Source organism: Novosphingobium sp. 11B, assembly GCF_054589055.1.
On the sequence record NZ_BAAILP010000156.1, the window covers coordinates 36,876 to 54,792 of the forward strand.

General features: G+C 66.3%; 14 protein-coding genes and 1 tRNA gene. 4 read left to right on the plus strand and 11 right to left on the minus strand.

All coding sequences use genetic code 11. The features are described 5' to 3' along the window. Nucleotides 1-77: 77 nt before the first annotated feature. Nucleotides 78-1,124, plus strand: a complete 1,047-nt coding sequence (locus ACYPYD_RS14480) for an NAD(P)H-dependent amine dehydrogenase family protein (RefSeq protein WP_008833354.1) — start codon at nucleotides 78-80, stop codon at nucleotides 1,122-1,124. Here the strand turns inward: ACYPYD_RS14480 and ACYPYD_RS14485 are convergent. The 8 genes from ACYPYD_RS14485 to infA all read right to left on the minus strand — a co-directional run bounded on the left by ACYPYD_RS14485 (nucleotide 1,115) and on the right by infA (nucleotide 9,350). Continuing rightward, nucleotides 1,115-2,527 carry an efflux transporter outer membrane subunit gene (locus ACYPYD_RS14485; protein ID WP_069707735.1) on the minus strand — a complete coding sequence of 471 codons (1,413 nt, stop codon included), beginning with the start codon at nucleotides 2,525-2,527 and terminating at the stop codon, nucleotides 1,115-1,117. The genes ACYPYD_RS14480 and ACYPYD_RS14485 overlap by 10 nt on opposite strands. Continuing rightward, nucleotides 2,524-5,730, minus strand: coding sequence for an efflux RND transporter permease subunit (locus ACYPYD_RS14490; protein WP_036524541.1), 3,207 nt, complete (start codon nucleotides 5,728-5,730; stop codon nucleotides 2,524-2,526). The genes ACYPYD_RS14485 and ACYPYD_RS14490 overlap by 4 nt, the downstream gene beginning before the upstream one ends. Nucleotides 5,731-5,736: 6 nt before the next feature. After that, entirely contained in the window at nucleotides 5,737-6,972 is a 1,236-nt protein-coding gene (locus ACYPYD_RS14495; protein WP_036524543.1) for an efflux RND transporter periplasmic adaptor subunit, read from the minus strand. Between the two features lie 191 nt (nucleotides 6,973-7,163). Further along, nucleotides 7,164-7,239 (minus strand) — tRNA-Phe (locus tag ACYPYD_RS14500). A 100-nt stretch (nucleotides 7,240-7,339) separates the two neighbouring features. Next, a complete protein-coding gene (locus tag ACYPYD_RS14505; RefSeq protein ID WP_008832185.1) occupies nucleotides 7,340-7,531 on the minus strand; it encodes a DNA gyrase inhibitor YacG in 192 nt (63 codons plus the stop codon). Next, complete coding sequence (locus ACYPYD_RS14510; protein WP_459663828.1) at nucleotides 7,528-8,502, minus strand: ribonuclease; 975 nt, start codon at nucleotides 8,500-8,502, stop codon at nucleotides 7,528-7,530. Before ACYPYD_RS14510 ends, ACYPYD_RS14505 begins: the two co-directional genes overlap by 4 nt. After that, the gene (locus ACYPYD_RS14515) at nucleotides 8,495-9,082 is read right to left on the minus strand and encodes a Maf family protein (RefSeq protein WP_036524918.1); all 588 of its coding nucleotides are present in this window, start codon (nucleotides 9,080-9,082) and stop codon (nucleotides 8,495-8,497) included. The genes ACYPYD_RS14510 and ACYPYD_RS14515 overlap by 8 nt, the downstream gene beginning before the upstream one ends. Before the next feature lie 16 nt (nucleotides 9,083-9,098). Continuing rightward, nucleotides 9,099-9,350, minus strand: coding sequence for a translation initiation factor IF-1 (gene infA, locus ACYPYD_RS14520; RefSeq protein WP_008832182.1), 252 nt, complete (start codon nucleotides 9,348-9,350; stop codon nucleotides 9,099-9,101). A gap of 314 nt (nucleotides 9,351-9,664) precedes the next feature. Here infA and ACYPYD_RS14525 point away from each other — a divergent pair, with 314 nt between their 5' ends. The 3 genes from ACYPYD_RS14525 to ACYPYD_RS14535 all read left to right on the plus strand — a co-directional run bounded on the left by ACYPYD_RS14525 (nucleotide 9,665) and on the right by ACYPYD_RS14535 (nucleotide 15,510). After that, complete coding sequence (locus ACYPYD_RS14525; protein ID WP_459663830.1) at nucleotides 9,665-12,784, plus strand: TonB-dependent receptor; 3,120 nt, start codon at nucleotides 9,665-9,667, stop codon at nucleotides 12,782-12,784. Nucleotides 12,785-12,847: 63 nt separating this feature from the next. Next, entirely contained in the window at nucleotides 12,848-14,803 is a 1,956-nt protein-coding gene (gene uvrC / locus ACYPYD_RS14530; RefSeq protein ID WP_459663832.1) for an excinuclease ABC subunit UvrC, read from the plus strand. Nucleotides 14,804-14,895: 92 nt separating this feature from the next. Then, entirely contained in the window at nucleotides 14,896-15,510 is a 615-nt protein-coding gene (locus tag ACYPYD_RS14535; protein ID WP_459663834.1) for a hypothetical protein, read from the plus strand. Between the two features lie 7 nt (nucleotides 15,511-15,517). Here the strand turns inward: ACYPYD_RS14535 and ACYPYD_RS14540 are convergent, their stop codons facing one another. The 3 genes from ACYPYD_RS14540 to ACYPYD_RS14550 form a co-directional block, all read right to left on the minus strand. Further along, entirely contained in the window at nucleotides 15,518-15,739 is a 222-nt protein-coding gene (locus ACYPYD_RS14540; protein WP_459663837.1) for a DUF2061 domain-containing protein, read from the minus strand. A gap of 96 nt (nucleotides 15,740-15,835) precedes the next feature. Then, a complete protein-coding gene (locus ACYPYD_RS14545) occupies nucleotides 15,836-16,696 on the minus strand; it encodes a transcriptional regulator (protein ID WP_459663839.1) in 861 nt (286 codons plus the stop codon). Then, nucleotides 16,693-17,865 (minus strand): GNAT family N-acetyltransferase, encoded by a 1,173-nt coding sequence (locus tag ACYPYD_RS14550; RefSeq protein WP_459663841.1) that lies wholly within the window; start codon nucleotides 17,863-17,865, stop codon nucleotides 16,693-16,695. Before ACYPYD_RS14550 ends, ACYPYD_RS14545 begins: the two co-directional genes overlap by 4 nt. Between the last annotated feature and the right edge of the window lie 52 nt (nucleotides 17,866-17,917).

Below are 17,917 nucleotides of genomic sequence, written 5' to 3' on the forward strand. Positions count from 1 at the left end.
GCATGGGGATTGTCCCCGGCACGCGCGCTTGCTGACGTGCGGGAACAAGGCTGAACGCAGCGAAAAGGGAGAGAGCGATGTCGCAAGACGCAAACAGGACTTGGCGTGTCGTCCAGTGGGCAACCGGGAACGTCGGCAGCCGCGCCTTGCGCATGGTCATCGAGCATCCCCGAATGGAGCTGGTCGGCCTGTGGGTCAACTCGGCGGAAAAGGTCGGCAAGGACGCGGGCGAACTCTGCGGCCTTGCCGAAACCGGCATCAAGGCGACCAACTCTCTGGACGAGATCGTCGCTCTCGATGCCGACTGCGTGCTGTTTATGCCGCAGGGGACCGATTGGGACGCCCTGTGTGCATTGCTCGCGTCAGGCAAGAATGTGGTGACGACGCGCTGCGACTTCCATTACCCGCCGCTGATTGATCCCGGGAACCGTGCCCGGATCGAGGAGGCCTGTGCCGCAGGTGGAACCTCGATCCATTCCACCGGTTCGAGCCCCGGTTTCGTCACCGAGGCGCTGGCGATCCCGCTGCTGTCGCTTCAGCGCGGGCATGGGCTGCTGACGATCGACGAATATGGCGACGTATCAAGCCGTAATTCGCCCGACATGCTGTTCAACATCATGGGCTTCGCAGCGCCCATGGCGCCTTTCGACCAGCACCGGGCCGAGCATCTCAAGGGCGACTTCGGCAGTTCGCTTTCACAGATCGCCGAGGCCATAGGATTGCCCTGCGACGAAATCGAGGCAGTCGGCGAACTGTCGGCGGCGAGGCACGACGTGGAGATCGCGGCAGGCAGGATACCTGCCGGTACGGTGGGCGCAATGCGTACCACGATCACCTGCATGCATAAAGGGCGCCCAATCCTGCGCTTCCGTGCCAACTGGTACGCCACCACCGACATCGAACACGACTGGAACTTGCGCGAGTCCGGCTGGCGGGTCACCACCGAAGGGGACACGCCGGTCAAGGTGGACATCACCTTCCCGGTCGCGGAGGAGGACTACGCAGCCTACACCCCCGGACTGACCGCGCATCGGCCTATCAACGCCATCCCGGCGGTCTGCGCTGCCGCTCCCGGCATCCGCACGACCGTCGAACTGCCGCAGATCGTCCCGCTTTACGGCTGAGCAGGCGCCGTTGCCTGATCCCCGCCGAGCACCCGATAAAGCGCGATCCGGTTTCCCGCCTGCGTGAGGCGAACTGCGATCTCCGCCTGCCGCGCGGAATAGAGGCTGCGCTGCGCCACGAGGTTGTCTAGCGAGCCGACGATGCCCCGGCGATAGCTTGCCTCGGTGAGAGTGGCGGCATCCTGCGCGGCGCTGGTGAAGGCGGTCGCGGCGCGCAGGCGTTCGGTGAGCGTCCCCTGGTCGGCGAGGGCGTCGGCGGTTTCCCGGAAGGCGGTCTGGATTGCCTTTTCGTAAGTCGCCAGGGCCGCGTCGCGCTGGGCTTTGGTCACCTCGACATTGGCCTTGCGGCCGCCCGCGTTGAATACCGACCAACTCCCGTCCGCACCCAGCGTCGTCGTACGCGAGGCCGTGTCGAACAGGCTCGACAGCGACTGGCTGGCGAAGCCGATCAGGGCGCTCAGCGAGATCGTGGGGAAAAGCTGAGCCCTTGCCACGCCGATGTCGGCATTGGCGGCGCGCAGTTGGTATTCGGCCTGAACCACGTCGGGGCGGCGGAGCAATACTTGCGTCGAGAGCCCGGCAGGCACTTCGCCGAGGCTGGAGTTGACCTCGTCGATCCCGGTCGGGAGCAGCGCGCGATCGAATTCCGCACCTACGAGAAGGCGGATCGCGTTGATGTCCTGCGCCAGCGCGGCGGTCTGCGTGGCGAGGTCGCCATTGGCGGTTTCCAGAACCTGCTCGGCCTGCCGCAGTTCCGTGCGCGCGGCGACGCCGCCCTTGAGGCGGGCGGACGACAGCCGCACGCTATCCTTGGCGTTGGCCGCAGTAGCCTGCGCCAGCTTGAGCAGGTCGGTGTCGGCGGCATACGTCGCCCAAGCCTGCGCAAGATCGGCGACGAGGCCAAGGCGAACCGTCCGCGCTGCCGATTCCGTCGCCAGTGCTGTATCGCGGTCGGACCGGGTGGCGTTGGCGAGCTTGCCGAACAGGTCCAGCTCGAAGCTGGAGATACCGCCCTGCACCGAATAGCTCATGCCGTTGAGGCCGAAGCCGCCGCCGGTCTCGGTGTCGGTGGCGGAGCCGCTGATGCCGACAGCCGGGAACTGGTTCGCCCGAGTTACGCGCACTTGTGCCCGCGCCGCCGCGACGTTCGCCGCCGCCACGCGCAAGTCGCGGTTGTTGGCCAGTGCCTCCTCGACGAGCGACTGCAGGCGTGGATCGCGGAAGATGTCTTTGTAGGAAACGACCGGCAGCGAAGCCTCGCTTTGCTGCAGGTAGGCGTCGCCAACCGGCCAGGAGGCCGGGACCGGCAGGTCGGGCTGGACGTACTTGGGGGCCAGCGAACAGGCGCCAAGGGCCAGGGCAGGCAGGACGCCCGCCATCAGGCGGATGCTCATGCGCTTCATGCTGCGTCTCCCGAGCGCCCGCGGCGCTGCTGCAGTTTCTCGTGTGCCGCGGCTAGGCCGTCACGTACGCTGCGGCGCACGAGCACGAAGAACAGCGGGATATAGAAGATCGCGAGGATCGTCGCGGTGAGCATGCCGCCGACCACCGCCGTGCCGATCGCGACGCGGCTGTTGGCGCCCGCGCCGGTGGCAATGGCAAGCGGCAGCACGCCGAAGATGAACGCGAAGCTGGTCATCAAGATCGGACGCAGGCGGATCTTGGCGGCCTCCAGCGCGGCGTCGATGACGCGCTTGCCCTGGCGCTCGGCTTGCTCCGCGAATTCGATCATGAGGATCGCGTTCTTCGCGGCGAGGCCCATCGTCGTGAGCAGGCCGATCTGCAGGTACACGTCGTTCTCCAACCCGCGCAGCGTGACGAAGGCGATCGCGCCCAGCAGGCCGAGCGGGATGACGAGGATCACTGCTACCGGGATCGACCAGCTTTCATACAGCGCGGCAAGGCACAGGAACACCACAAGCAGCGACAGGGCGTAGAGGATCGGACCTTGCCCGGAGGACAACCGCTCCTGATACGAGGCCCCGGCCCATGCGACGCTCACGCCCGGGATATCCGAGACAAGCTGCTCCATCACGTTCATCGCGGTGCCCGAGCTGACGCCCGTGCCCGCGTTGCCCGAGAATTCGTATGCGGGCAGGCCGTTGAAGCGCGAGGTCGAACTCGGCGCAGTCGACCATCCGACGGTGGAGAAGGCGGAGAAGGGCGCCATCTGCCCGCCCGAGCCGCGAACGAACCACTGGGCCAGGTCTTCCGGGCGCGAGCGGAACTGCGCGTCGCCCTGAACGTAGACGCGCTTGACGCGGCCCTTGTCGATGAAGTCGTTGACATACGTACCGCCCCATGCCGTCGAGAGCGTGGAATTGACGTTGCCGGGGGTCAGCCCGAACGCGGTTAGGGCACGAATATCGGTGTTGATCTTCAGGGTCGATACGTCTGGAAGGTTGCTCAGGCGCACACCGGACAGCTGGTCGTTCGCGCTTGCTGCGGCGAGCAGCTTCTCGCGCGCAGCCATGAACTTGTCGTCGGACAGGCCGCTGGCGTTTTGCAATTCCATCGTGAAGCCCGCCGAATCGCCGAGGCCGCGAACGGAGCCCGGCACCAGCACGAAGACCTGCGCGTCACGAAGGCTGCGGAAGGCGGCGCTGGCGCGCTGGACGATGGCGTCGGCGCTGTCCTTGGGGTCGGTACGCTGCGACCAGTCGGTCAGATTGATGAAGCCCTGACCGCTGTTCTGGCCGGATGCACCGCGCCCGCCGCCCGCGACGGAGAACATGCCCGCGACGTTGTGCTTCTCGTAAGTCGTGAAGTATTTCTCGATCTCGCGCTGCACTTGCTCGGTGCGCGAGCGCGGGGTGCCGGCGGGCAGGCGCCATTGCACGCTGATGTTGCCCTGGTCCTCGTTCGGCAGGAAGCCGGTGGGCAGGCGCTGGAACAGCAGGAACGTGCCGACGCAAGTAACCGCGAACAGCGCGAGCCAGCGCCACTTGTGCGCGACGACGACGTCCACCTTGCGCACGTAGGCATCGGTGACGCGCTCGAAGCTGCGGTTGAACCAGGTATGGAACTTCTCCCAGCCACGCGCGAGCCAGGGCAGGTGTCGTTCGATCCAGTTCGGCTCGTGATCTTCCTCACCGTGAGGCTTCTTGGCCTTGAGCAGCGTCGCCGTCAGCGCCGGGCTGAGGATCAGCGCCACCAGCACCGAAAGCACCATCGCGGTTACGATGGTCAGCGAGAACTGGCGGTAGATCACGCCCGTCGAGCCGCCGAAGAAGGCCATCGGCAGGAACACCGCCGAAAGCACCAGCGCGATGGCCACCAGCGCGACCTGAATTTCCTCCATCGACTTGATGGTGGCGTCGCGCGGAGACATGCCGGGGTTCTCTTCCAGCAGGCGCTCGACGTTCTCGACTACGACGATGGCGTCATCGACCAGCAGGCCGATCGCCAGCACCAGCCCGAACAGCGTCATCGTGTTGATGGAGAAGCCCATCACGTAGAACACCGCGAAGGTGCCCAGCAGCACCACCGGCACCGCGATCGCCGGGATCAGCGTGGCGCGCCAGCTTTGCAGGAACACGAACATCACGATGACGACGAGGATGATCGCCTCGAACAGTGCCTTCTCGACCTCCTCGACCGAGAGCTTGATGAAGGTCGTGGAGTCGCTGCCGTAGATGTATGTCAAACCGTCCGGCATTTCGGCGGAGAGGTCCTGCATCTTCGCCTTGACCGCCTCTGCCGTACGCAAGGCGTCGGCGCCGGGCGCCAGCGAGATGGAGATACCTGCGCCCGGATGGCCGTTGACCCGGCTGACTGCGGTATAGTTGTCCGCGCCGATCTCCACCCGTGCGACATCGCCGACGGTGACGACCGAGCCGTCCGGGTTGGTCTTGAGCACGATGGCGCGGAACTGGTCGGCGGTCTGCAGGCGCGAGCCGGCGGTGACGACGGCGTTGATCGCCTGATCGTCGACCGCCGGCGTGCCGCCGATTTCGCCCGCCGCGACTTCGGTGTTCTGGGCGGTGATCGCGGACGTCACGTCGCTGGGCATGAGCGCCACAGCGGCGAGCTTGCGCGGGTCCAGCCAGATACGCATGGCGTGCGGCGCGCCGAACACGTTGACGTCGCCCACGCCCTGGACGCGCGAGAGCGGGTCCTGGATGTTCGAGGCGAGATAGTCCGACACGTCCTGGTTGGAGCGCTGGTCGGTCTCGTCGTAGACCGCCACCAGCAGCAACTGGTCGGCGTTCGACTTGGTCACGGTGACGCCGCGCGCCTGCACGGTCTGCGGCAGGCGCGGGATCGCGGACTGGACCTTGTTCTGGACCTGGACCTGCGCGATGTCGGGGTCGGTGCCCTTGGCGAAAGTGGCGCTGATGGTCGCCTGGCCGCGGTTGCTCGACTCGGAGCTGAAGTAGAGCAGCCCGTCGATGCCGGTCAGCTGCTGCTCGATGATCTGCGTCACCGAGTTCTCGATCGTCTGCGCCGACGCGCCCTGATAAGTGGCGCGGATGTTCACCTGCGTAGGCGCGATGTCGGGGTATTGCTCGTTCGGCAGGAAGTTCAGCGCACCGAGACCGGTGAGCATCACGATGATCGCCAGAACCCAGGCGAAGATCGGGCGATCGATGAATATGCGGGACATGGACCGTTAGCCGCGCTTGTGGCCGGATTGCGCTGTCTCTGCGCCTTGACCTTCCTTGCGCGGCTCCACCTTCTGGGGTGCCGTGCTGACAACCGGCTTGATCGGAGCGCCCTGACGCAGGCCGTTGAGGCCCTGGATGATGACCTTGTCGCCCTTCTTGAGACCGCCGGTGACGACTGCGAACTCGTTGTAGGTGCGGTCGGCGGTGACCTTGCGGCGCGTAGCCTTATTGTCGGCGCCGACCAGCATGACGTAGGCACTGCCGTCGAAGTCGCGCTGGACCGCGTTCTGCGGGATCAGGAACGCATTGGGGTCCGATGCCTGATCGAACATAGCCGTCACGAACATGCCGGGCAGCAGCAGGCCGTCCGGGTTCGGAAAGCGGGCGCGCAGGGTGACGGTGCCGGTGGTCTGATCGACCGTGACTTCCGAGAACTGCACCGTTCCCGCCTGCGGATAGCGCGCGCCGCCGTCCAGCATGAGGTGGACCTCGGTGCTACCGGGGGTGACGCCCCCGGCCGCGAGACGCTGGCGCAGACTCGTCAATTCTGCGGCGGACTGCTGCATGTCGACGTAGATCGGATCCATGCGCTGGATCACCGCGAGCGGATCGGCCTGCGTGGCACTGACGAGGGCGCCGACGGTGAACAACTGACGTCCGATCTTCCCGCTGATCGGTGCGGGGACGGTGGTGAAACGCAGGTTGATCTTGGCCGTATCAAGCGTGGCGGCGTTCTGCGCAATGGCAGCCTTCGCCGTGCGAGATGCCGCCAGGGCGTCGGTATAGTCCTGCTTGGCGACTGCTTCCATATCGGCGAGCGGGCGATAGCGCTCCGCTTTGACCGATGCGGCATCCGCCGTGGCGCGGGCGCTGGCGAGGTTGGCCTGCGCCTGGTTGACTGCCGCACGGTAGAGGCTGGGGTCGATCTCGAACAGGGGTTGGCCTGCCTTGACCGTGCTGCCCTCGGTAAAGAAGCGGCGCTTGATGACGCCGGTTACCTGCGGGCGCACCTCGGACGTCTCGAAGGCGACCGTACGGCCGCTGAGCGTTGCCGAGAGGGGGACGCTGCTGGTCTGCGCGACGATGTAGCCGACTTCGGCAGTGCGCTGCTGCTGGCCCTTTGACGACTCACCGGAGCATGCCGCTAGCGACACTCCGGCAAGCGCGAGGGCGGCAACAGGCAGGAGCGGCCAGCGCCAACCGGAGGGCCGGCGAAGGGCATAAGGGGGGAAGCTGTTCAAGTCGCGCGCCTTGTTGGATGTTGCCCTGTCCTATTCAGCAAAACGGTGCGCGAGCAAGCGCCCATTTCGCAGATGCGACAATTTGCGACTAAAGATCAAAGCCGCATTACAATCCGGCAGGACATGCTGAAATCCATCACGGATGTCCGCAATGACGTTAGATTTCGGGTGCGACACCAAAGGAAAGGAAATGGTGCCCGAGGGCGGATTCGAACCACCGACACTGCGATTTTCAGTCGCATGCTCTACCAACTGAGCTACTCGGGCACTCGTTCGGCGGCGGCCTCTGGAAGAGACCGGCGAGCGGTGTGGGCGGGCCTATGAAGAAGGTGGCCGACCTTGGCAAGCCCTAAATGACGAAGAAATTTCAATCGTCCTGTGGATTGTTTTTTTCCTGCCCGACGAAGTCCTCGGGATCGTGGGGCTGCCCGGGCAGGGCGTAGCCGTCGTCCAACCACTTCAGCAGGTCACGGTCGCGGCACTGCTTGGAGCAGAACGGCGTGAACTCGGCGGCGCGGGGTTTGCGGCAGATTGGGCATTTGCGTTCGGAGAGGGTCATAGCGGCACCGCCTGCGCGAATCCGGCGGCCAGCGCAAGCGCGCGCTCCTCCTGCCAGCGGATCGTGCGCCCGGTGCGCCGCGCGAGGTCGGCGAGCCATTCCTCGCTCGTCGCGGCGCGCACGGCCGGGTGCGCGGTGAGTAGCAGCGCGCCCGGTTCGGCGACATGCTCGGCGCTGCGCATAAGAAGGCGCGCGGCGGCGGCGACGGGGGCGGCACGCACCCGCTGCGGGATGGAGGGGCGTTCCAGCCGCGCGACGAGTTGCACGAAGCCGAAGCCGTTCATCGCCGTGCGCTGGTGCGGCCAGTGGTCGAGCGCTTCGGCCAGAGCCTCGTCCACCGCGCGGCGGTCGTCCTTGCGCTCCAGCGAGGGGAAGTCGATGCCTATGGAGCCGGCAAGGTCGAGCCGCCCGACCGCGTCGGCGATCGCGGGCACGGCGGCCAATGCCAGCGCGGCGAGCGGCAGGATGCCGTCGATATCGATCAGCGTCATCGCCGGGGTCGGCGTCACCACCAGCGATCCGCCCTCGAAGGCGATCACGCCGTCAAGCGCTTCGGCCACGATCTCGGGCCAGGGATCTTCGGGAAAGCGGCGGACCTTCCTGACCGGCAGTCCGCCGCCACGCAGCGATTCGGCAAGGGTGGGAGCAGGGCGAGGGGCAAGATCGCTGGCTCGGGTCTGGGCCAGTTTGTAGCGGCCGGTCTCGGCCATCGCTGCGCGGGTGACGATCACCCGCTGGCGCGCGCCTTCGCTGGCGGATTTGGGCAAACCGTCGACGAACGCATCCTCGCCCGAATCGAAGCGAACCGTTCCGCGTGAGGCTCCGGCGCGGCGCGATACCAGCACTGCGTCAGCGACTTCATCGGCGGTCAGCCGGCCCGGCCATTCCAGCCTTGCGGCAAGGACATGGCCGTTATCGACGAGAATCGCGCGGGCTTCGCCGATCCCCTCTTCGACCAGCCATTCAGCCAATGGGGAAGCCTGCGCCCTTCAGCAGGGCGCGCGTCTCGAACAGGGGGAGGCCGACGACGCCCGAGTGGCTGCCGGAAATCCACGCGATGAGGCCTTCGGCGCTGCCCTGGATGGCATAGCCACCGGCCTTGCCCTCCCACTCGCCGCCGGCGATGTAGGCTTCGACCTCGTCTTTGGACAATTGCTTGAAGCGCACGATCGTCTCGTTCAGCCGCTCGTGCAGGGTGCCGCCGGGCGCGCGCAGGGCGATGGCGGAGAGGACGCGGTGCCGTCTGCCCGAAAGCAGCGCGAGACATTCGCGCGCGGTCTTCTCATCTTCGGCCTTGGGCAGCACGCGGCGGCCGCAGGCGACTACGGTATCGCCAGCCAGCACGAAAGCATCTCCGGGAGGCAGCGCAAGCGCCTTTTCCCGCGCCATGCGCCGGGCGTAATCGCGCGGCACCTCGCGGGGATGCGCAGTCTCGTCGATGTCTGCAGCTTCCACCGTGAAGTCGCTCATCCCGATGCGGGAGAGCAGTTCGCGGCGTCGCGGGCTGGCGGAAGCGAGAACGAGTCGGGGGGCGCCATGCCCCGCCGACAAATCTGCCGCAGTCAGGTCAGGACCCGAACTGGCCAGGGCCGCCACGGCCCGGCATGAATCGGTAGGTGATGCGACCCTTGGTGAGATCGTAGGGGGTCAGCTCGCAGAGCACTTCGTCGCCGACCAGCACGCGAATGCGGTTCTTGCGCATCTTGCCTGCGGTGTGGCCGAGGATTTCGTGGCCGTTCTCCAGCTCGACGCGGAACATCGCGTTGGGGAGAAGTTCGACCACGCGGCCGCGCATTTCGAGGAGTTCTTCTTTCGCCATTGGCGATCAGTTTCCATTGTTCTGGTGTGTCATCGGCGCGCGACATAGCCACGACTCCGCGAAAATGGAAGCCTTGGCGGCATTTTTGCCGTTCGTGTGACTGCTTTGTCGCCATTTGCGCATCGCGCCATGGCCCGCAACGACTTCGCGACGATGCGTACAGTAGCAAGGGCCGCCGGTTCATGTTCGCGCAAGACGATTGCGACAAAATGATACCGCGCCCCAGCTTGTGGTCCGCAAGAGGCCAAGGCAATAGCGCGGGAGGGGAAGGAACACATCACTATTTCACAGATGCACCTTGGCGGAGACTGCACTTGCGTTCCTTACCTCTGATCAGCCTCGTGGCGAGCCTCGCCATGCCGATGCCTGCGTTCGCGGCGGAAGCGGCGGCTGACGCACCTAGCGTGCCGGTCATCAAGGATGACGACACCGATCCCGACAACCCGCTGGAAGTCCACGGCAACGAGATTCTCGTCACCGCGCCGCGCGTGATCGGCTCGATCGACGTGCCCCAGCAGCCCATTGCGGTCTTCGACGAGAACGACATCGCGTCCTATGGCGTCGCCTCGATCGAGGAACTGCTGGATGCGATCAGCCCGCAGACCGGCAGCGGCCGTGGGCGCGGCGGCTCGCCTGTCATGCTGCTCAACGGCCAGCGCATCTCCAGCTTCCGCGAGATGCGCGGCATCCCGCCCGAGGCGATCCGCCGGGTCGAGGTGCTGCCCGAGGAAGTGGCGCTGCGCTTCGGCTATTCGGCCAACCAGCGCGTCGTCAACATCATCCTCAAGGACCAGTTCTCTGCGGTGACGACTTCGGGCGAATACAATCGCCCGACGCGCGGCGGCTACGACAACTACGAACTGGAAGGCGGCCTGTTCAAGATCGCCGGGCCGCGCCGCTTCAACGTCAACGGCAAGCTCGACAACACCAGCATGCTGACCGAGGCCGAGCGCGGCATCGTCCAGGACGAATCGCGTGTTTCGCAAGTCGCGGGCGATCCCGATCCGGCGCGCTATCGCAGCCTCGCCGCGCAGGACCACGAACTGACGCTGGAAGGCACGATGACGCAGGGGCTGGGCGAGAAGGGCCTGGCCGGGGCGATCACCGCGACCGGCGGGTATACCCGCTCAAACACGCTCTCGCTGTCGGGGCTCGACACGGTTCCGCTGACGTATGACGGCCAGACGCTGCGCCGCACGCTGGCCGATCCGCTGCGAAACCGCTCGATCACCGATACGTTCGAGGGCGGGCTCGGCTACAGCACGATGCTCGGCGAATGGCAGGTCAGCGCCACCGCCAATGCGACGTATACCGACACGAATACCCGCGTCGATCGCCGTCGCACCGAGGCGCAGTACGGCGACCTTCAGGCCGAAGTCGCATCCGGCGCGCTTTCCATCACCGGGGCGCTGCCCAATGTGCCGGGCGCAGGCGTGGACGTCGCGACCACGCGCCAACTGACGCTGTCCAACCTCGTCACCCTGTCGGGCAAGCCGTTCCGGATGCCGGCGGGCGAGGCGAACCTGACGGTCAAGGGCGGGTACGACTTCGACCGCTCCATGAGCGAGGACACGCGCAACACGGTGGGCAACGTGACGCTCCGGCGCGGCGATCTGCTGGGCGGCGTCAATCTGGCGCTGCCGCTGACCAGCAAGGGAGAGGATTTCCTTGGCGCGGTGGGCGACATCACGCTGAATTTCAGCGGCGGACTGGACCACCTGTCGGACTTCGGAACGCTGACGGACTGGAGCGCGGGCGTTACATGGTCGCCGACCGAAACGCTGATGCTGCAGGCGAGCTATATCGTCGATCAGGCCGCGCCCAAGCTGACCCAGCTGGCCGCGCCGATGGTCGAGACATACAACGTCGCGGTCTACGATTTCACCAATTCGCGCACCGCGCTCGTCACCACGGTGACCGGCGGCAATCCGGACCTGAAGAAGGAAACCCAGCGCGACTGGAAAATCTCGGCACAGTGGAAGCTGCCGTTCCTGCAGCGCTCAAACCTGATCGTCGAATACTTCCGCAACCGGTCGAGCAACGTGACGCAGGCGTTCCCCCTGCTGACTTCGGCGATCGAGGACGCCTTCCCTGACCGCGTGACGCGCGACGCGGACGGCAACCTCACCCGGATCGATCGGCGCGCGGTGACTTTCGACGAAGTGAAGACTTCCTCCATGCGCTGGGGCTTTAACATTTCGGGTAGCCTCGGCGGTTCGTCATCGACTGGCGGTTCGTCCGGAGGCTCGTCCGCGCGGATGAGCGCTGCGCCGGTGCAATCGGTCACCGGCCCGAACGGGCCGATGGCGGGCGGTCAGGTATTGAATGGGGGGCAGACGTCCAACGAAGCCGCACGCCCCAACTTCGATCCCTCGCGCTTCGCCGCGATCCGCGAAAAGCTCTGCGCGCCCGGCGCAGGCGATCCCGATCCGGCGAGCCTGCCCGAAGGATTGCGCAATCGTCTCTCCGGTGCGGACGGCAAGATCGACCCGGCCAAGCTGGCCGAGTTCAAGCAGCGTGCCTGTTCGGCCGAAGGGCAGGGTGCCACTCCCGGCGAAGGCGGCGGCCGAGGTCCGATGGACCCCGAGCGTTTCGAACGCATCCGTACCGCGCTTTGCGCAGGCGGCAGCGGCCCGCCGGACGTGGCGAGCCTGCCCGACCGCATGCGGGAGCGCATCATGGGCGCCGACGGCAAGGTCGATCCGGCCAAGCTCGCCGAACTGCGTGAGCGTTTCTGTAATGCGCCGACGCCGGCCCCTGGCACGACCCGCGCGCAGGGCGAGCAGCCGGGCTTCCCGCCGCCCGGGGCTTTTGGCGGTCAGCCGCCGATGGCATCGAATGCGGGCGAGCGCGGCGCCGGTGGCACTCGCGCCGAATCGGGCGGACGGGGTCCCGGCGGTGGACCGGGTGGTCCTCCGGGGGGCGGCTTTGGCCCTCCCGGCGGTCGCAATGGCAGTCGCTGGAACCTCTCGATCTATCACACCTGGCGCTTCACCGACACGATCCTCATCGCGCCGGGTGTGCCTGTGCTCGACCAGCTGAACGGCAATTCGACCTCGGCAGGCGGCACTCCGCGCCACACCATCGAGGCCGAGGGCGGCCTGTTCAAGAACGGCTATGGCCTGCGCCTGAAGGGTGAATGGAACGCGCCTGCCCGCGTCGATGGCTCGGGTGCGCCCGGCAGCCAGGACCTGCGGTTCGGCAGTACCTTCGACGTATCGCTGCGTATCTTCGCCGATCTCGGCCGCAACGAGGACCTTGTTTCCAAGATGCCGTTCTTCAAGGGATCGCGGCTGTCGCTCAAGGCCAACAACCTGCTCGATTCGCGGCAGAAGGTGACCGATCAGAACGGGCTCACCCCGATCGCCTATCAGCCCGCCTATCGCGAACCGCAGGGCCGCGTGCTGGGGATCGACTTCCGCAAGATGTTCTGATCCTGAGGATAGGCCGGGTCGGGGGACTACCGATCCGGCCCTTCCTGTCCTATCTGCACGAACATGGCCCGAACATCTGGCAGCACACCAGCCGGCACTCCTGAGCAGCCCAACCATCTCGAACGCTTCAACGAGGAGCGGGCGACCTACACCGTGCGCGGCTCCGACCAGCCCGACCTGCAGGCCGGCGTCGAGGTGATCCGCGACACCGTCCGCACGCTACCCGCCAAGCCCGGCGTCTACCGGATGCAGGACGCGCGCGGCGATGTGCTCTATGTCGGCAAGGCGCGGGTGCTGAGGAACCGCGTCGCCAACTATACCCAGTGGGAGCGTCTGCCCGGCCGCCTGCAGCGCATGGTCAGCCAGACCCGCTCGATGACGATCGTGACGACCAATTCGGAAGCCGAGGCGCTGCTGCTCGAAGCGCAGCTCATCAAGCGGTTCCGGCCCGCGTACAACGTGCTGCTGCGCGACGACAAGTCGTTCCCCTTCATCCTGCTGCGCACCGACCACGAGTTCCCGCGCATCATGAAGCATCGCGGTGCGCGGCGGATGAAGGGCAATTACTACGGTCCCTTCGCCAGCGCCGGTTCGGTCAACACCACGATCAACGCGCTGCAGAAGCTGTTCCTGCTGCGCAGCTGCACCGACAGCTTCTTCGCCCGGCGCGACCGGCCTTGCCTGCTCTATCAGATCAAGCGCTGCTCGGCCCCTTGCGTCGATCGCATCGACGAGGCGGGCTACAAGGAACTGGTGCAGGAGGCGAAGGACTTCCTCGGTGGCAAGTCCAACGCGGTCCAGCGCAAGATCGAGGCGCAGATGGCCGAGGCCGCTGCCGACCTCGACTTCGAGCGCGCGGCGATGCTGCGCGACCGCCTGCGCGCGGCGACCTTCATCCAGGGCAGCCAGGCGATAAATGCCGAGGGTCTCGACAATGCCGACATCTTCGCGATGGCCAGCAAGAGCGGGCAGGTGGGTGTGCAGGCCTTCTTCATCCGCGGCGGCCAGAACTGGGGCCACCGCGCCTTCTTCCCCACCCATACCGAAGGGCTGAGCGAGGAAGAGGTGATGCAGGCGTTCCTCGCGCAGTTCTACGAGGAAGTGCCGCCCGCGCGCTGCATCCTCGTCGACCGCGAACTTCCCGAGGCCGACCTCATCGCCGAAGCCCTGCGCGAGAGTGCGGGCGGCAAGGTGGAGATCTCCGTCCCCCAGCGCGGCAACCGCCGCAACCTGATGATGCAGGCCACGCGCAACGCGGTGGAAGCGCTCGACCGCCGCCAGGCCGAGCGCGGCACGCAGGCGAAAGTCTGGCGCGAGATGGCCGACTTCCTCGAACTGCCGGACCTGCCGCAGCGGGTGGAAGTCTACGACAACAGCCATATCTCGGGCACCAAGGCGCTCGGCGCGATGGTGGTGGCGGGGCCGGAGGGCTTCCAGACCAGCCAGTACCGCAAGTTCAACATCAAGTCCGCGCAGACCGACGACGACTACGCGATGATGCGCGAGGTCATGACCCGCCGCTTCGGCCGCGTGCAGGAGGAAGACCCCGAGCGCACCGGCGGCACCTGGCCCGATCTCGTTCTGATCGACGGCGGCAAGGGCCAGATGAACGCGGTGAAGGACGCGCTGGAGGAACTCGGCATCGAGGACGTCAACCTCATCGCCATCGCCAAGGGGCCGCATCACGGGCGCGAGGGGCGCGAGGTGTTCCACTTCCCCGACGGGCGCGAGAAGATGCTGCCGGTGAACTCGCCGGTGCTGTTCCACCTCCAGCGCCTGCGCGACGAGGTCCACCGCTTCGTCATCGGCGCGCACCGGGCGAAGCGCAGCCGGGCGATCACCGCCAGCCCGCTCGACGAGATTCCCGGCATCGGCCCGGCCCGCAAGCGCGCGCTGCTGCTGCACTTCGGCACGGCGGGCAAAGTGCGCGCGGCGAGCCTCGAAGATTTGCGCCGCGCGCCGGGTGTCAGCGTGGCGGTGGCGCAGACGATCTACGATTTCTACCACCCGAACGGCTGAGCGGCGCGACACCTGCGGCGGGCCGCGCAACTGACGATCATCTCCCCGGTTGAAGTTTCCGTAGGACGGAGGCGGGAAACGGGAGATTCAACGTGGTTACACTTAGTCCGCTCGCCATAGCCGTCGGCGTGATCGCGCTGGCCGTTCTGGTCGGCGTTGTCGTGACAGTCATGCGCAGTCGCCATACAGCGCGGTTGCGTGATCGGTTTGGCGACGAATACGATCGCACCGTCGATCAGTCCGGCAGCACGTATAAGGCCGAGACTGTGCTCCATGAGCGCGAGCAGCGCGTTGCCGCCTTCGACATCCGCCCGCTACAGCCCGCTCGGCGCGAGGCATTCGTTCGGACGTGGCTGGAAGTGCAGGCCCAGTTCGTCGATGATCCTGCGGGGGCGGTTCAGCGCGCTGACGTGCTGCTGGCCGACGTCATGACCGCACGCGGCTATCCCGTGGCGGACTTCGACCAGCGCTACGAGGATCTTTCGGTCGATCACGGCGAGGTCGTCGCACATTACCGCACCGGCCATCACATCGCTGCCAGCCATGCGCGCGGCGAGGCGGGCACTGAGGAATTGCGCAGGGCGATGATCCATTACCGTGCGCTGTTCGACGATCTCGTCAATGAGCCCGAGGACTTCAGCCCGTTGATCGAGCATCACGGCGGCCGCGTCCACGACTTGCGCAAGGAAACGACCCGGCGTTCCTGAACTGGTGTCAGACTGCGGCGTGGCGATGCCTCAGCAACGCGGTGAACGACGTGTCTCCGCTCCGCCAGGCACGCTCGTGAAAGAAGAAAACCACTGCGTTCACCATCGGCTCGATCAGAGCAATCCCGCCCGCCATCGTGACCGATCCGGTGACGAGATAGGCGACGGTGAAACCGACCATAAGATGGAGCGCAAGGAAACTGAGGGTCTTGGCGAAATCGTGGGTCATCGGGCGGTCCTTTCGACCACTCTTCTAATGCGACTAATTTGCAGCAACAAAACGATCCTTGTCGCCACGGTTATCGACGGGAGCGATGAGCCAGTCCTACAGGCCCAGCTTGCGTGCGATACGCCAGCCTGTCGCCTTGGTGCGATTGCGATCCGGCCAGCGCCCCGGGGCCGTCGGTTTAAGCCCGCAACGTCGTAGAAGTCCGTTGAAGGCCCGCGCATCCGCTTCCGCAAAACTCCACTCCGAGCGCCAGGTGATCGAGAGCGAAACGGACGACTCCGGCCCGTTGCGCACGAAATGCGGCGCCATAACCGGTACGTAAAGCGCTTCGCCCGGCGCGAGTGGGAATTCGCGGCCGCCGGCGAGCAGTTCGTCACGCCACTTCAGTTCTCGGCCGCCGCCGGTGTGGTAGGTTTCGTGAATCTCGTCCGGCGCAAAGGTCGGATCGCCCGCCGGGAACTGCGTCATCACCTTGGAGCCGCGCACCTGCATCAGGATGTTGTGTTCGGGGTCGAAGTGATAGGGCGTGACGCCCCCGGCGCTGGTCACGAATACGAAGGCCTGCGTCTTGAGCATGCGCCCGGTGCGCGCTTCGATGGCTGGACGGATTTCGGCCAATAGCGCTTCAAGCAGTGCAGCGTAGGCCGGGTCCTGCTCGACGTTCTTGAGCACCGCCCAGGAGCGGGTCGTCTCGATATGGCGGATCGTTTCGCCGATGGGGATGCCGGTCGGCCCGGGCTTTCCTTCGATGCCGATGGGCTGGTCGCTGGCATTGTATTCCACCGAGGCGGGGGGAAGCACCTCCGCCAGCCGGGCCAGTGCCTCCAGTTCCATCAGTGGATGTGCGCCAAGGGCGTGAGTCAGCTTATGCGGCACCTCGGGATAGTGCGATGCGAAGTCATGGCGCGCGGTGTCCGCGAAAACCGGACTTGTCTGGAGTAGAGTCGGGACGTTCATGGTCGGTGTCCGGCGGGATGGCGCGCGGTTTCGGCGCGCACGAACTGGCGGAATGCGGCGCGGCGCAGCCTGCCGCCGATGGCGATGGAGAGCCGCCCGATGTCCCGGCGCTCGCGCCAGAGGTGGTCGATCATCGGATGGTCTGCGCTGGCGCAACTGTCGGTCCAGGCGATGTCTGCGCGGTCCAGCATGACGAGGTTCTCGCGCTGGAGCAGCACGCCGGGTGAAAAGCGCGCATATGTCTCGTCGAAGGCGGTCTTGTAGGAATAGGCGCCCGGTGCGGTCAGGAACGTCGCCAGCATCGCGACGGGGCGACCGTCGAGCGTCAGCGACAGTCTCTCCAGCCTGCCGCGCAGAGCTGCTCCTTCGAGGCTTTCGCGGAACATCCGCTCGGTCCGCTCGGAGCTTGCCAGCGCGGAGCCGGCTTTACCCTTCCAGCCCGCAGCCTCCAGCGCGAGGAAATCGGTGCACCACCGGGCGACGTCGCGGGCATCGGTGCTGTGCTCGAAGGCGATGGCACCTTCCTCGGCGAGGCGATTGGCCTGGCGGCGCAGTTCCTTGCGCTTCTTACTCGACAGCGCGGCTTCCAGATAAGTTTCGGGCGAAAGGTCGGAGGCGAGCATGGCGCGGGCCTCGCGGTGTACGATCTCGATCTGCCGCGCGTCCTGTGCCGCTACGGCGTCCAGTGCGGCGTGCAGCGGGCCGCCCAGCATCATGCCGCGCAAGTGCATGAACAGCGCCGCGTCAGGCCGGGTGTCGGCCCAGCTCAGAACGGCCTGCCAGAAAGGCACTTCTGCGCCCCGGGCGACCAGCGGCACGCCGCAGAAGCAGTTGGCGTGAAGCCAGCTGGACAAATGCGGCATCGGCCAGCGGTAGTAGCGGCGGGATGGAGCGACGGGCAGCAGGCCCACCAGTTGCCCGTCCTGCTCGAAGCGCAGGATCGTCACGCCGTCCGTGTCAGGCAGGTGGCGTAGCGAGGGGAGCAGATACCAGCTCTCGAAGAACGGGTTTGGCTCGCTGGCGTTGCCGGTTAGGCGGTCCCAGGCATCGACCTCGCTTTCCAGCGCGCGCCAGGGCACGGCGCAGAGGCTGCCCGAAAGCAGGCGAACGGGCGCGATCTCGGCGTCCAGCGCCGATGGGGCCTCTTTGCGATGTGCCTCGCCAGCCACTTGCAGACCGAATCCTGTTGCCGGAACGTTGCGTGTTCGTGGCCTGAATTAA